The organism is Antricoccus suffuscus, assembly GCF_003003235.1.
Classification (GTDB): domain Bacteria; phylum Actinomycetota; class Actinomycetes; order Mycobacteriales; family Antricoccaceae; genus Antricoccus; species Antricoccus suffuscus.
Genome location: NZ_PVUE01000006.1, coordinates 50,174 through 64,385 on the forward strand (window position 1 = coordinate 50,174; position 14,212 = coordinate 64,385).

At 61.4% G+C, this 14,212-nt stretch carries 14 protein-coding genes and 1 tRNA gene; 4 read left to right on the forward strand and 11 right to left on the reverse strand.

Features of this window, described 5'->3' with window-relative positions:
• The first annotated feature begins 37 nt into the window (after positions 1-37).
• Positions 38-122 (forward strand) — tRNA-Leu (locus CLV47_RS08880).
• A 48-nt stretch (positions 123-170) separates the two neighbouring features.
• Here CLV47_RS08880 and CLV47_RS08885 read toward each other — a convergent pair.
• Both CLV47_RS08885 and CLV47_RS08890 read right to left on the reverse strand, forming a co-directional pair.
• Positions 171-593 (reverse strand): hypothetical protein, encoded by a 423-nt coding sequence (locus CLV47_RS08885; RefSeq protein ID WP_106348681.1) that lies wholly within the window; start codon positions 591-593, stop codon positions 171-173.
• On the reverse strand, positions 593-2,143 hold the full coding sequence (locus CLV47_RS08890) for a sodium:solute symporter family protein (RefSeq protein WP_106348682.1): 1,551 nt from the start codon (positions 2,141-2,143) through the stop codon (positions 593-595). Before CLV47_RS08890 ends, CLV47_RS08885 begins: the two co-directional genes overlap by 1 nt.
• 118 nt (positions 2,144-2,261) lie before the next feature.
• Between CLV47_RS08890 and CLV47_RS08895 the strand changes: the two genes are divergently transcribed.
• The 3 genes from CLV47_RS08895 to CLV47_RS08905 all read left to right on the forward strand — a co-directional run bounded on the left by CLV47_RS08895 (position 2,262) and on the right by CLV47_RS08905 (position 5,551).
• The gene (locus CLV47_RS08895) at positions 2,262-2,993 is read left to right on the forward strand and encodes a mycothiol-dependent nitroreductase Rv2466c family protein (RefSeq protein ID WP_106348832.1); all 732 of its coding nucleotides are present in this window, start codon (positions 2,262-2,264) and stop codon (positions 2,991-2,993) included.
• A 3-nt stretch (positions 2,994-2,996) separates the two neighbouring features.
• Entirely contained in the window at positions 2,997-3,461 is a 465-nt protein-coding gene (gene arfB / locus CLV47_RS08900; RefSeq protein WP_106348683.1) for an alternative ribosome rescue aminoacyl-tRNA hydrolase ArfB, read from the forward strand.
• A 71-nt stretch (positions 3,462-3,532) separates the two neighbouring features.
• Positions 3,533-5,551 carry an NAD(P)/FAD-dependent oxidoreductase gene (locus CLV47_RS08905; protein ID WP_106348684.1) on the forward strand — a complete coding sequence of 673 codons (2,019 nt, stop codon included), beginning with the start codon at positions 3,533-3,535 and terminating at the stop codon, positions 5,549-5,551.
• Between the two features lie 27 nt (positions 5,552-5,578).
• Here CLV47_RS08905 and CLV47_RS08910 read toward each other — a convergent pair whose 3' ends face one another.
• The 9 genes from CLV47_RS08910 to CLV47_RS08950 form a co-directional block, all read right to left on the reverse strand.
• Positions 5,579-7,120, reverse strand: a complete 1,542-nt coding sequence (locus tag CLV47_RS08910; RefSeq protein WP_106348685.1) for an acyl-CoA synthetase — start codon at positions 7,118-7,120, stop codon at positions 5,579-5,581.
• 58 nt (positions 7,121-7,178) lie between these two features.
• Positions 7,179-8,081 carry an isocitrate lyase/PEP mutase family protein gene (locus CLV47_RS08915; protein WP_106348686.1) on the reverse strand — a complete coding sequence of 301 codons (903 nt, stop codon included), beginning with the start codon at positions 8,079-8,081 and terminating at the stop codon, positions 7,179-7,181.
• Positions 8,082-8,114: 33 nt separating this feature from the next.
• Positions 8,115-8,876: an ABC transporter permease gene (locus CLV47_RS08920; protein ID WP_106348687.1), complete on the reverse strand. Its 762-nt coding sequence runs from the start codon at positions 8,874-8,876 to the stop codon at positions 8,115-8,117.
• Positions 8,873-9,607: an ABC transporter permease gene (locus tag CLV47_RS08925; RefSeq protein ID WP_202862475.1), complete on the reverse strand. Its 735-nt coding sequence runs from the start codon at positions 9,605-9,607 to the stop codon at positions 8,873-8,875. The genes CLV47_RS08920 and CLV47_RS08925 overlap by 4 nt, the downstream gene beginning before the upstream one ends.
• Positions 9,608-9,678: 71 nt before the next feature.
• Entirely contained in the window at positions 9,679-10,461 is a 783-nt protein-coding gene (locus tag CLV47_RS08930) for an ABC transporter ATP-binding protein (RefSeq protein ID WP_106348689.1), read from the reverse strand.
• Positions 10,462-10,484: 23 nt separating this feature from the next.
• Positions 10,485-11,507 (reverse strand): ABC transporter substrate-binding protein, encoded by a 1,023-nt coding sequence (locus tag CLV47_RS08935; protein WP_202862476.1) that lies wholly within the window; start codon positions 11,505-11,507, stop codon positions 10,485-10,487.
• Positions 11,508-11,518: 11 nt separating this feature from the next.
• Entirely contained in the window at positions 11,519-12,049 is a 531-nt protein-coding gene (locus CLV47_RS08940; RefSeq protein WP_106348690.1) for a LeuD/DmdB family oxidoreductase small subunit, read from the reverse strand.
• Positions 12,046-13,308: a 3-isopropylmalate dehydratase large subunit gene (locus CLV47_RS08945; RefSeq protein ID WP_106348691.1), complete on the reverse strand. Its 1,263-nt coding sequence runs from the start codon at positions 13,306-13,308 to the stop codon at positions 12,046-12,048. The genes CLV47_RS08940 and CLV47_RS08945 overlap by 4 nt, the downstream gene beginning before the upstream one ends.
• A gap of 2 nt (positions 13,309-13,310) precedes the next feature.
• Positions 13,311-14,180, reverse strand: coding sequence for an isocitrate lyase/PEP mutase family protein (locus tag CLV47_RS08950; RefSeq protein ID WP_106348692.1), 870 nt, complete (start codon positions 14,178-14,180; stop codon positions 13,311-13,313).
• Positions 14,181-14,212: the final 32 nt, after the last annotated feature.

Consider the following 14,212-nt stretch of genomic DNA (forward strand, 5'->3'; position numbering starts at 1 on the left):
CGCTGCGTCGGATTGGGTATTGTTTCCGACGCACCTTGTCCAGGTGGCGGAATGGCAGACGCGCTAGCTTGAGGTGCTAGTGTCCTTGATAGGACGTGGGGGTTCAAGTCCCCCTCTGGACACTTTCGAACCCCTGACCTGCAGCTGTAATTGCGGGTCAGGGGTTCTTTTTAGTTGGGTGGAACCGAGCTACGGCGGCCGCCACTCGGGCCGGAGCGGTCCGCGCAAAACGCGTAGAGCAATCCGCTTGCGATCGAGTAGAAAGGCCAGCCAACAAGCACCAACACACCCATGCTCGTAGGCAGTCCGGCGATCGTAATGGCGGGGTTGCCGAGCGCGAGCCACGCGACGAGCCACACAGCCAGGGAGATCGCGCTGTACGCCCCCAACACGACGATCACGCTGCGGGTTGGCCAGGTGTTATTAGGCCCCAGAGTTGCCAGCAGCATCATGACGGCAATGATCAACGGAATCGGCAGCATGATCAATGCCGCGTTGTTGGCGAACATGCCAATCATCGTGAGAACGAGCAACGTCGTGAACGTCAAAACAATCCGGTCGACCCTGCTCTGACCGCGGGCTTGGGCATCCATTACCGCACCCCCTCTTCGGAGTAGGAATAGTTGGGTTCGGGCTCTGCGCCCGCGTCGACCTCGATCGCCGCCGGTACGACATCCAAGTCCGATGGATACAGGTCGTCGAACATCTCCCGGTCCTTTGCGGAATTCGTCAAGTAGGACAACACAACGAAGATGACGATCCCGGCAATAATGATCAGCGGCGCTGCGAAGAACTGTTTTGGCGGCACGACGAGCTCCTGGGAGGTCAGCAGCGTCATCCCGACATTGAGCACGAGGCCGGCGATGATCGAGACCATCGCGGCAATCCCAGTCCCACGACGCCAGTAGATGCCAAGTACGACGGGGCCGAAGATCGCCGCCGCGAACGCTGCCCAGCCGATCGAGCCAAGCAGATAAATGATCTGGTCGAGGTAGAGCCCGATGACCAGTGCGGCTAACACGATGACGAGGCTGGCTAGCCGGTTCCACAGTAGGTCGCGCCGTACCGTGATCCGCAGCGCGGACATCAAGTCTCGGGTCAGCGCGGCGGCGCCAATGGTGATGAAGCTGCTCGCGCTCGACATGATCGCCGCCAGGAGCGCGACAAGCGCGAGCCCGGCGATGACCGGATTAGTGAAATGCGAGAGGAAGCTAGTCGCCGTGTCGTCGAGGTTGTCCGGCGCTGCGACCTTGCCTTCGATAATCGCCGACCGCATGCCAATACCAACGCCCAGGGAGAACAATGTCGTCGTGGCGTAGCCGATAGCGGCTACCGTGGCGCCCCATTTGAGTTCCTTCGTTGACTTGAGCATCAGAAACTTGTGAATCAACTGCGGCTGAGCAACCATTCCGAGGAACAGCATGATCGCGTTGGCCACGATCCAGACGACCGGTTGCACGCCGTCCAGCGCGACAAAGCGCAGGCTCTCGCCGGACAGGGTCGACATGACGTTGGTCCATCCTCCGCCGCTCACAAGCGCGAGGATGAAGATCAGCAATGACATCCCGATCATGATCAGGCCCTGGATAAGGTCGGTCCAGACGGCCGCTAGCATTCCGCCGGCCATCGTGTACGCCGCGACGATGAGGCCGCCGATCCAGGTCGCGGTCATGAAGGGCACTCCGAGCAGGAGGCTGGTGATGACGCCGGCGGCAACGATTTGCGCTGTCATATAACCGATCGCGCCAAGAATCATCGCGATTGACATCCATATGTGGGCGCCACGACTCTGATACCGCACCCGCATGATGTCAGGGATGCTGTAGACCTCGTGCTTTTGCGAGATCCGTCGCAGACGGCTGCCGAGCAGAAACCAGGCAAGCGCGAAGCCAATAGGCACGACGGTGGCGCTGATGACCGCACCGACACCCCAGGCCGACACCGTGCCGGTCGAGCCGACCATCCCCCAGCCACTCTGGATCGAGGAGAACGACGCGATCGCCATCACGAAGAAGCCAAGTGACTGGCCGGCGACGAGGAAGTCCTTCGACGACTTCATCTTCGTGTTGGCCCAGATGCCGATACCGACCATGACCAACAAATACAGAATCGCTACCAGCAAGATGATTGTCTGGGAATCCATGCTCACCTAACAGTCGACGTGGACCCCCGCAAGCGGTGTTAGTAGAGCATCATGTGTGATTCAGGTCAAGGAGCCGACATCAGATGCCCGCACCTGGTCCGCGCGCTACGGTGGAGTCATGAGTGATGCCGACATCAATTTCTATTTCGATCCTGTGTGCCCGTTCGCCTGGATGACAAGCAAGTGGGTCCGCACGGTCAGTGCGCAGCGCGACTACAGCGTCGACTGGCGATTCATCTCGTTGCGCAAGATCAACTCACACGTCGACTACGACGCGCAGTTTCCGCCGCGCTACGAGGCCGGGCATACGGCCGGCTTACGCCTATTGCGGGTTGCCGCTAAGGCACGTGCAGATCACGGCCGCGACGCCGTCGCCGCCCTGTACGCCGGGTATGGCGCCCACATCTTCGATTCCGATGCACCAAAAAAGAGTGCCGATCCCACCAGCGACACCCGCGGCACGAGGGCCTTTGTCGAACCGATCCTCACCGAGGTCGGACTACCGGCGACATTGGCCGATGCGTTGGACGATGAGTCGTACGACGCATTGATCCAGACCGAGAGCGATGAGGCGCTTGCCCTCACAGGTAAGGATGTCGGTACGCCGATCATCCACTTCGAACCGCCAAACGGTACGGCGTTCTTCGGCCCGGTGATCAGCCAGTTGCCGAACGACGAGGACGCAGTGCGGCTGTGGGACCACGTCGTCGGCCTGGCGAGTTTCCCCGGTTTCGCCGAGCTCAAGCGCAGCCTGCGCGAACGCCCGCAGCTACGCGCTTTCGGCGTCGCGCCTGATGCGACCGGCAAGAAGGAAGACTGGCACGGTGGAAGCCGCCGAACCAAGCACTAGTCCATGACCACCTCGCCGCCGAGCCGCGTCGACGGACCATTATTTGTCAACGACGCTCTTACTATTCCCGCCGCAGAGCTGAACTGGCGGTTCTCACGGTCCTCGGGTCCGGGCGGTCAAGGCGTGAATACGGCCGACAGCAGGGTCGAATTGACCTGGAGCCCGGACCGGTCGGCCGCGTGCTCGGCTCTCGGCGACCACCTCCGACTACGGTTACTCGGACGGCTCGAATCCCGTCTTGTGGGCGATGCGGTGGTCATCGCAGCCTCTGAGTATCGGGCTCAGTTACGCAATCGGGAGGCCGCTCGTCGGCGGTTGGCAAGTCTCATCCGCGACGCGCTCGCGCCGGCTCCCCCGCGGCGGCGTTCGACGAAGCCAACGCGCGGTTCGGTTGAACGTCGGCTCGCAGGCAAGAAGGCCCGTTCGGTCGTTAAGTCGCGCCGGCGAAACCCGGGCGGCGACTATTGAGTGTCTGATCCAGTTCTGAACCGATTCGACGGGCACGTGATCGCGATAGGTTCTCCAGAAGGGCGTGAAGGATGACCACGATGCACGATGAGCTACTTGTCGCCAGTGACGAGACGATCGACGACGCTGTCCAGCACGCCGATCCGCTGGTGTTGCGCGGTTTGGTGTATCAGTTGACTGGTGATGAGAGCCTGGCCTCAGGCGTGCAGGTCGAGACCGTGGTGTCGGGGTACCGGTCGAAACAGGTCATCGCCGAGGACTCGGACGTGGCGATGATCCGGGACAAGGCGGCGGCGTTCCTCAAGTCGTGCCGCGATACCGGGCAGCACGAGGTCCCGTTCGGCCCGATGCAGCGACTACGGCGCAGCCTGAGCCTGATCGTCGGTTCCGAGGTCCCGGCCGCTGAACTGGAGTTGTGGACCGAGCAGCTTGGCATCGACCCGTTCGCGCGGGGTCTTGCGTGGACTCACCCTCCGACGCCCGAACAGCTGCAGGACTTTTCGGTGATCGTGATCGGCGCGGGTATGGGCGGGCTGAACGCCGCGGTCCACCTCAGCGAGGCTGGGATACCGTTCACCGTGCTAGAGAAGAATGACGAGGTCGGTGGCACCTGGTACGAAAACCGGTACCCCGGCGCCCGAGTGGACACGCCGAGCCGGATCTACACGCACGTCTTCGGCGCCGACTTCACCTACCCCTCGCCGTACTGCGAACAAGCCGAGAACGAGAAATACGTCAACTGGATCGCGGACCATTTCGACCTGCGCAAGCACATCACCTTCGATACCGAGGTCAGCTCGGTCGTCTGGGACGAGCCGGCGAGCATGTGGACCGTGACCGCCGCCGGCCCGGACGGTGAACACACGTTGTCGGCGAACGCGATCATCACCGCGGTCGGGCTCCTCTCTCGACCCAACGTTCCGCACCTCGACGGCATCGAGCGCTTCCGCGGTCAGTACTTCCACACCGCCCGCTGGCCCGCATCGCTGGATGTGACCGGTAAACGGGTCGCGGTCATCGGCAGCGGCTGCACCGGCTACCAACTCGTCCCCGAACTCGCGAAAAATCACGACGTCGAGCACGTGTACTTGTTCCAGCGCACCCCCAACTGGGTCTACGACACGCCCGGCTACCTCAGCCCCTACCCTGCCCAGGTGAACTGGCTGGACCGCAACTTCCCCTACTTCGCGAACTTCGTCCGCTTCGCCTACTCGTGGGCGCTGCGCCCCAGCGCCACTGCACCGGCGAACGAGATCGACCCCGCGTTCAACGATCCGCACGCGGTCAGTGCCGCGAACAAGGAACTGCGCGACCAGCGCCTCGCATTCATGCGCTCGAAGTTCGCCGACCGCCCCGACCTCATGGAAGTCATGCTGCCCGACGCGCCACCGATGTCGGCCCGGCCAGTCCTGGTCGACCGGGACTACAGCATTTATGACGCGATCCAGCGCGACAACGTCACGCTGGTCCCCGAGGGCGTCGGGCACGTCACCGAAGACGCGATCGTCCTGGACGACGGCACCGAATACCCCGTCGACGTGATCGTCCTGGCGACCGGGTTCCGCGCGAACGACTTCTTGTGGCCGATGGACATCCGCGGCCGGGACGGCGCAGCGGTCGAAGACCTGTGGCAGAAGGACGGCGCGCGGGCCTACCTCGGGAACCTGATGCCCGGGTTCCCCAACTTCTTCATGCTCTACGGCCCTAACACCAACGCCAACGTCGGATTCGCCGCGATCCACCTCGAGGAACTCGTCACCAGGTTCGCGTTGAAGTGCATCGAAGCGCTCGTCACCAGCGACAAGCACACTGTCGAGGTCACGACCGATGCTTACTGGAAATACAACGACGCTCTCGACGAGGCCGCCGCGACCAAGGCCTACCTCGACCGCCGTGCGCGCAACTACTACACCAATGAGCACGGCCGTTCAGCCACGAACGGCGCCTTCGATGCCCGGCTGTTGTGGGAATGGCTCCGCGATCCCGGCAACAGGCCACCACCCACCCCGAAGACCGACGACGAAGCCGACATCATGCGCATGAGGGGCATTATCTCGCCGTACTTCGGCGACGACCTCACTCTCTCCTGATGCACGGCGGTGGTTCGCTCCCAGCCGCTACTGAGCGCTATCGCCGACGTACAGCTCACGCAGTTGGCGTTTGAGGATTTTCCCGGTGGCGGTGCGGGGCAGCTCATCGACAAACAGCACCGAGCGAGGGCATTTGAAATGCGCAATCCGTTGCCGCGCCCACGCGATGATCTCATCGCCGGTGGCCCGCGCATTCGGCTGCAAGACAACGACCGCTGCTACGCTCTCGCCCCATTTCTCGTCCGGTACCCCGACGACGGCAACATCAGCGATTGCCTCGTGACGGTGCAACGCCTGCTCGACCTCGACCGGATAGACATTCTCGCCGCCCGTAATAACCATGTCCTTCTTGCGGTCGACAATGTAGAGATACTCGCCCTCGTCGGACCGCGCGAGGTCTCCTGTATGGAACCAGCCGCCACGCATGGCCGCCGCTGTTTCGATCGGCTTGTTCCAGTAACCGGCGAAGATCGTCGGTCCGCGGAAAACCATTTCGCCGACGACTCCCGTCGGCACGTCGTTGTCAGCCTCATCGACGATGCGAGTGTCGACATGGTGGACGGGGCGGCCAATAGAGCCGAGGTGCTCGACAATGTCGGCCTTATCCAGATACGACGCAATGGGTGACGTCTCGGTCAGGCCGAAGCCCTCGCTTAGCTCTGCGCCGAGTCGCCCGAGCTCCTCGATGACGACCAACGGTGTTGGCGCGCCCCCGGAGAGGTTGAACCTCAACGAGCTGAAGTCATAGTCGATCTCCCCTGCGGCTTTCGCGATGGCCGCCCACATCGCCGGTACTGCGAAGGTCACGGTTACGTGATGACGCGCCACCGCCTTGATCCACTCCACCGGGTCGAATGTTTCCATCACGACGGTCGTGCCCCCGACGTAGAGAAGTGCGGTCGTGTGGATACCGAGTGCCCCGATATGGAACATCGGTGCAGCCGCGATCGAGATATCGGCACGCCCGATTCCGTCGTCCAGGTTTGCGTTGTGCACCGCGTTCCAGAGAAAGTTGCCGTGCGTCAGCATGGCGCCCTTGGGAAATCCTGTCGTGCCCGACGTGTACATGATCGTGCAGATGTCGTCCAGTTCGACATCAGCCACCGCACGTGAGGAGTCCCCCTCGGCGATCAGCGTCTCGTAGGTGCTGGTCCGTCCGTTTTGCAACCGCTCGTTGTCGGGCACCTCGATCAGCCGTCCGTCCTCACCGGCGGCCTCTCGTACGGTGCCAGCGAAGCCGGGCGAGTGGAAGATCAGTTTCGCGCCGCAGTCGTCGAGAATGTAGTTGATCTCAGATGCACTCAGGCGCCAGTTGATCGGTACGCCGATCGCACCCAGTTTCCATATCGCAAACAGGATTTCGAGCATTGGGACGCCATTGAGGGTCACAAGTGCTACGCGGTCGCCTTTCGCGACTCCGATATCCCGCAGCGCCGCGGCCAGCGCATTGGTCCTGTCTTCGAGTTCCCGAAACGTCGTTGCCGCCCCGGTCTCGGCGTTGATAAACGCAGTTTGGTTGCCATTACGTAGCGCGTGGATCGTGGGCCAGTGCCCAGTCCCGTGGTCCATTGTCACTCCCACCGTCGATTGGCAGAAATGTAGCAGAGCATGGCCATGTTTCTTGTGGCTAATCACCACGCGCATCGTGCAACCGGGCGGCTAGGGAGGCGACACGCGCGTCCACACTGAGCCACTCATCAAGGCGGACAGCCGCCTGGCGCTCCGGCCATGTCACCATCTGATCGAGGAGATCCACCGTGCCTCCGCTGGCCTTGAGAACACGCAAGGCGGTGTTAGCACCAGCCATCGCCATACGTAGCACACTATTGGCATACAGGATGACCGCGAAGCCCATGCTCGCGAGCTCATCGGGCGCCAGCACCGGCGTACGACCACCCTCGACCATGTTGATCATGAGTGGAGCGGCGACGCCGTCGGCGATCGCCCGCAGCTCTTCTGAGGAGGTCGGAGCTTCGACGAAGACCAGATCGGCGCCGGCCGCCGCGTAATCGTTTGCGCGAAGTATCGCGGACGAGATGCCTTCCACTGCAATCGCATCGGTGCGAGCCACGATCACCAGGTCAGGATCGCGGCGGGCCTCGACAGCGGCGAAGACACGTTCCAGCATCTCCTGACGCGAGACGATCGCCTTATCGTCGAAATGTCCACACCGCTTGGGATTGACCTGGTCTTCGATTTGTACGCCGGCGACGCCGTGATTCTCGAACTCGCGGACGGTGCGAGTCACGTTGAGCGCATTGCCGTATCCAGTGTCGATATCAGCGAGCACCGGCAACGGCGTGGCTTCGGCAATCCGGCCGCTCACAGCGGCGAGCTCGCTCATACCCATGAGCCCCAGATCCGGTAGCCCGAGAGTCATATTGCTGATTCCGGCGCCGGTCGCGTACAACGCCTCGAAGCCCGCGTCGTAAGCGAGCCGCGCAAAGAGCGGGCTTACGACGCCGGGAAGCAGTAATGGTTCTGCCCTGCCGAGAAATTCGCGCAGCAATCGTCCGGGACTTCGGTCCATCGCTCTCGCCTCCCTATCGAATAGGTCCTGCCATTAGTCGATACCGAACCGCGAGTGCACCTTCCGCTCCGCCCACGTGATCAACAGCGTCGGGATCAGCGCGATAACAGCAATCAGGATGACTTCCCCCATGATGTTTGCCATCCGCACCTGGGTGACATTGCGTAGAAGCTCGAAGCCGAGACCAGATGCGCCCGAGAACATCTCGGCCAACAGCAGCCCGAGAAACGCGAGTCCGAAGGAGATCCGCATTCCGGTGACGATCGTCGGCACGAGCGTCGGTAGCAAAATCCGCCGAAACAGGTTTGGGAAGGTCATACGCAGGCTCGCACCTAGTTTCAGGTGCAATACCGATACAGAGATCGTCCCCTCTACCATCAGCAGAAACATCGGCAAGAAGCCTGACATGAAGGCAAATGCGAATCGGCTCAGGTCCCCGATCCCCAGAAGAAGGAGGAAGATCGGGTACAGCACAATCTTCGGGACACTATTCGCGGCGTAACACACGGGCAACAGCGCTTGTGTCCAAAACTGGCTCAGGCCAAGCCCGATGCCGAGGACGGTGCCTACTACGACACAGGTAACGAAGCTCAGTGCCAGCATCTGAACGGTGGCACCAATACTGCCGATGAAGCTCGACCTCGACAAGTCCTCGCCGAGCTTCTGAATCGATTCCAGCGGATTGGGAAATACCCGCGACTGAAGTATTGTCGCCGTGATCCACCAGATAGCAATCAGCCCAATTGCAAGCGCCACTGGCTCGACAATCCCGCGCCTGCGCGCCGACGCACTCATCGGCGCCGCCAATCGAGCTTGGACAGCAATCGGGTGAGTCCGATGTTGGCCACAAGCGCGAGCATCGCGACGATCAGGACGGCGCCGTACATATCCTTGGTCGCGAAGCTGTCATACGAATATGAGATGAAGTGCCCTAAACCTTGCGTCGAAAGGATGAACTCCATCGCAAGTGCTGCAATCACCGAGTAGGCCATACATAGCTTCAATCCGGCCGCGATATCTGGCATCGCCGCTGGAAGCAGGATCTTCTTGAAGTACTGAGTTCGACCCATTCCGAGGGTGCTCGCCAACTTGCGTACGACTTCGGGTACGGCGTTGAAACCGTTGAGCGAGTTGAGGATCACCACCACCACGCCGAACGCCGTCGTCAGCGCGATGATCGGCAGGCTCCCGGTCCCAAACAGCACGACCATGATCGGGTACATCGCGAACGTCGGCACCGCATAAAACACGTTGAGGTACGGCGACAGTGATCGCCTGCAGGCGCCCCAGCGCCACATCGCGTACGCGACAAGGACTCCTAGAACCGATGCGGCCACAAAACTCACCACAATGATGATCACCGAGCGCAGTAGGTCGTTGACCAGAAACGCTGAATCGCCGAGCAGATCGAACGCAGTTGTTGCCATCGTGCTGACGGGTACGAGTTTGAACGAGCTCACAGCTCCGGACTGAACGATCAACTCGACGATGACGAAGAAACCGACGACCACGACCACAGACCACATAGGGGGCGATAGCAGCGCGATGCGCCGCGGCTTTGGACGTAAGTATCGAGGTACCACCGAGCGCCGACTCGTCATTGCGTCGCCTTCATCGCTTCAACGGCCTCAGACTTCAGCATCGACCAAATCCGGTCGATCGCGTACGCCGCCTCGGGAGTCCCGAGCACATGCTCGCCTCTTGGACGCGGCAGCTCGATGACGACCTCATCCAGAATGCGGCCCGGCCGCGCACTCATCACCAGAACGCGGTCTGACAACAGCACCGCCTCTTGGATGCTGTGCGTAATGAATAGCACCCCGCAGGTCAAGTCGTCGACTACCTTCAGCAACTCGAAAGCCATCAGCAGTCTGGTTTGCTCGTCCAGAGCGCCAAACGGCTCGTCTGCGAGGATTAGATCCGGGTCCATCGACAGGCAGCGCGCGATCGCCACTCGTTGCCGCATCCCACCGGACAACTGGGTCGGGAAGTGCTTCTCAAATCCGGTCAGACCAACCTTGGTGATCAGACTCTCGGCAGTCTCGCGCCGCTCGATCTTCGGCACGCCACGCACTTCGAGTGCAAACGCGACATTGTCGATCACCGTGCGCCACGGTAGCGTCGCCGACTCCTGGAAAATGATCGCCGTCTCGTTACGCGGTCCGGTGAGCGGCCGCTCGGCCACCGAGATGGTGCCGCCATCTGGATCCTGCAGACCCGCAATCAGTTCAAGCAGGGTCGACTTGCCGCAACCGCTGGGACCGACCACCGAGACGAACTCGCCACGGTCGATGCACAGATCGAGCGGACCGAGCGCGTGTAACTCGCCGAACTGTCGTGTAACCGCCTCGATATCCACAATCCGGCTTCGAGCAGGCATGGGGCTCCCTTCAGCATCCGCGGCTACTTGCACTTGTCAGCGGCCTGTTTGGACTCGCCCTTCGGCAAGTACTGGCTGTCGAAGAGATCGCACAGGTTCGTCTTGCTCGGGTCCTTGCCGGAGAACTTCATGCCCTCGAGAGCCCCAGCGATAGCGTCCTTGTTGAATCCGACCCCCCAGTAGTCACTGGCGACCGTGAGCTTGACGATCTCTTTTGCGATTTGCGTATCGACGTTGGCGTACTTCGCATATACGGCGGCCGCCTTATCGGGGTGCTCGTGCGTGTATTTCACGGCCTTGGCATAGCCGGCAGTAATCGCCTTGAGGACTTTCGGATGCTCGGCGGCGTACTCTTTAGTCGTCGTGATCACGGTCTGCTGGAAATGTGGAATGAGCTTCGATGAGTTCGCGACGAGCTTGTAGGTGTCCTTGTGCCCTAAATATTCGCTGAGGGGTAGTACGGCGGCGTCGACGTCGCCAGACTCCATCAGCGCGATTCCTTCTCCGAGACCGCCGGCGGCAGTCCGCTCGGACGACGCCGGATCCAGACCCTCCGCCTTGGGAAGCATGAATGTCAGCGCCTGGGTCACTGAGCCTTCGTTGGTATACGCCCATTTCTTGACATCGACGACTTTATTGATATCGGTGTTCTTGGCGAGCGTGTAGAACTCGGTGCCCGTCAATGCTTGCACCGCGCCCCCGATGATCGTCAACGGCGCGCCACTCTGACTCGCCTCCACCACCGCCGGGAACGCCGTGTCAGCAATGGGCAGGTCGCCGTTCAACTGGTTAGTAAGTGTCGTCGCGCCGCCTTTGCCGGGCACGATCTTGTCAACCTTGACACCGCCATCCTCAAAAAATCCTTGGTCCATGCCTACGAGCCACGGAATCGAGTACGGATCGGTGTCGTGCGTGACGGTAATGCTGATTGCCACTGGCTTATCGGGATTCGCGTCGCTCGATGAGCCTGAACAGGCGACGAGCGTGACTGCCATCGAGAGCGCCGCACCAGAGGCGGCGATTGACCGTGCGGTTGTGGTGAGCATTGTGGAGTCTCCTAGTCTGGGGTGCTCGCTGAAAGAAAGCCGTCCTCCTCCAACTGTTTCAATAGCCCCCCACGCTGCAAGATCTCTAAGATGAAGTCGGGATACACGGCACCCTTGAGCATCCGACCTGACTCGAGATCCGTGATGGTCGCGCCAGCCACGTCGACGTCGACCTGTCCGCCCTCCTTGACCAGGTCAAGGATGCCGGGCACCGCTAGCGCCGGTAGCCCGTAGTTGATGCAATTACGCAGAAATAACGAGTTGAACCGCTCGGCGACCAGCCCAGCTATCCCCAGTTCCCGCAGCAACAGTGGCACCGGACGGCTCGAGCCGAGTCCGAAGTTTGTATCGCCGACGAGAATGTCACCGGTACGCACACTCTGTGCCCAACCCGGACGCAGATCCGACATCACATGCGCGGCAGCCTCCGGGATAGGCAATTTCATTGCGAATCCGGGAAACATGTCGTCGGTGGTGACCTGCCCTCGAAAGACCCACGCACGCCCCGTGGCGTGAAGTGGCAGTGTCTCCGGCGTACTCATACCACCACCTCATCGACCTCGCGCTGGTCCACAATCGTCCCCGCGATCGCGGATGCGACAACCGTCGCGGGCGACGCCATGTAGATCTGCGCCTCAGCGCTTCCCATACGGCCCTTGAAGTTTCTGGTACTCGCCGTTATGCATACCTCGCCGGGGCCCACAACGCCCATGTGATAGCCAAAACACGCGCCACAGGTCGAGTTCGTGACGACGGCGCCCGCCTCGATCAGCGTGGCGACGTAGCCTGCCTTGACCGCTTCGAGGTAGACCCGTTGCGACGCAGGCGTCACGATCATCCGCACACCGGGAGCAACCCGATGACCTCGAATCATCCGCGCCGCGGTCTCCAGATCAGCAAGTTGCCCATTCGCACACGAGCCCACAAATGCCTGGTCGATGCGCGTGCCCGCGAGCTCCGACACCGGCACGGCGTTGTCAATGACGGTCCCCGGGCGGCCCACCATCGGTTCGATCGCTCCGAGGTCGATCTGGTGGATTTGCTCATAACTCGCGTCATCGTCGGCAAGACAAGGCTCATACTCGGCGCCAGGTGCCACCGCGTCGATCATCTCGATGCACAACCCATCCGCAGGAAATAGTGAGAAGTCGGCACCGATCTCGGCGCCTTGCGTTGCGATCGTCCGGCGATCGGACATTGGCAGCGATGCCAGCCCCGGACCGCCGTACTCGACGGCGTGGTCGGTCGCTTCGCCATAGGTGCCGGCAATGTGCAGGAAGATGTCTTTGCCATTGATGACCGGATCCTTGCTGCCGACGAGCTCGTACTTGATGGTGGGGGGAACCAGATGCCAAGTTTTCCCGCTGCAGACGATTTGCAGCACCTCCGCGGGGCCGAGTCCCCGGGCGGCCACATTAAGCGCACCTGCCGCGCACGTGTGCGAGTCGGTGCACGCGAGGTTTTGGCCCGGTAGCGCGAGTCCTTGCTCGGCCACAACCTGATGCACGATTCCATGATCGCCGACGTCGAACAGCCGCGATACGTGGTGCCGTTTCGCGAACGCACGGGCCATCCCTCCGGACTGCGCATCACGGATTGTCGGAGCTGGGACCGCGTGGTCGAGGATGACCGCGAGCCTGTCCGGGTCATCGACTTTGATCACATCGTGGAGTCGATCGTGACCGAATTGCAAGTCGATCAGCACCGTCATGTCGACTTCGACGACAGTAATATCGCCTGGTTTGACCGCTTCGGCGCGTGCGCCCCGCGCGAGCAACTTTTCGATAATCGTCGAGCCCATGACTACGCCCCTGATTCTTCGAGTGCATACCTCGCGCCGATACCATCCCAGTACTCGAGTCCCACGGCGTTGAATAGCGCCGTCGGTGACCACTGCGTGCCGGTGTCGGCATTCCCTGAGGCCAGAACTTTCAGCGCTTCGTTGATCGCCTCGGCGGCCGCACCAAAAGCAAGCCCGGGAGCGATGACGAGACCGTAACCAGCCGCCTTGAGGTCATCGAGGTCCATGTCAGGTGTCTTGCCCCGAGGCACCAGGTTGAACAGCGCCGGCACGCCCACTCTGGTTGGCACATCTAGAACCTCATCGACGGTTTGCGCGGCCTCGAGGAAAATCATGTCTGCACCCGCATCGGCGTAGGCGTTGACTCGGTCCACTGCTTCCTCGTATCCCAACGATGCGCGCGAGTCAGTCCGCGCGATAATCACCAGGTCCGAGTCCGATCGGGCTTCGACCGCCGCTTCGATTTTCTTGCAGAAGGCCGCGGTCGAGATGACCCGCTTCGAGTCCAGATGCCCACATTTCTTGGGCATCTCTTGGTCCTCGATCTGAATTGCGCTGACACCGGCACGCTCGTAGAGTTGGACGGTGCGCACGACGTTGATGATGTCGCCGAACCCGGTGTCGGCATCTGCGATGAGCGGGATATCGCCAAGAACTCCGGTCAGCAGTTGCACTCGTGAGGCCAGTTCAGTCTGCGTCGCGAGACCGAGATCGGGCAACCCCAGCGATGAGGCAACCGCAGCGCCAGACATATATGCCGCGGGAAAGCCGTTACTCGCAGTCAACGCTGCAGTCAAACCGTCATAGACGCCGGGTGCGACTGGCATTTCCTTCTCGGCAAAGGCTTCTCGTAGTCTCTTGCGGGCAATCATTCTCGGTACTCCATTTCCAATAGTTCGGTAGC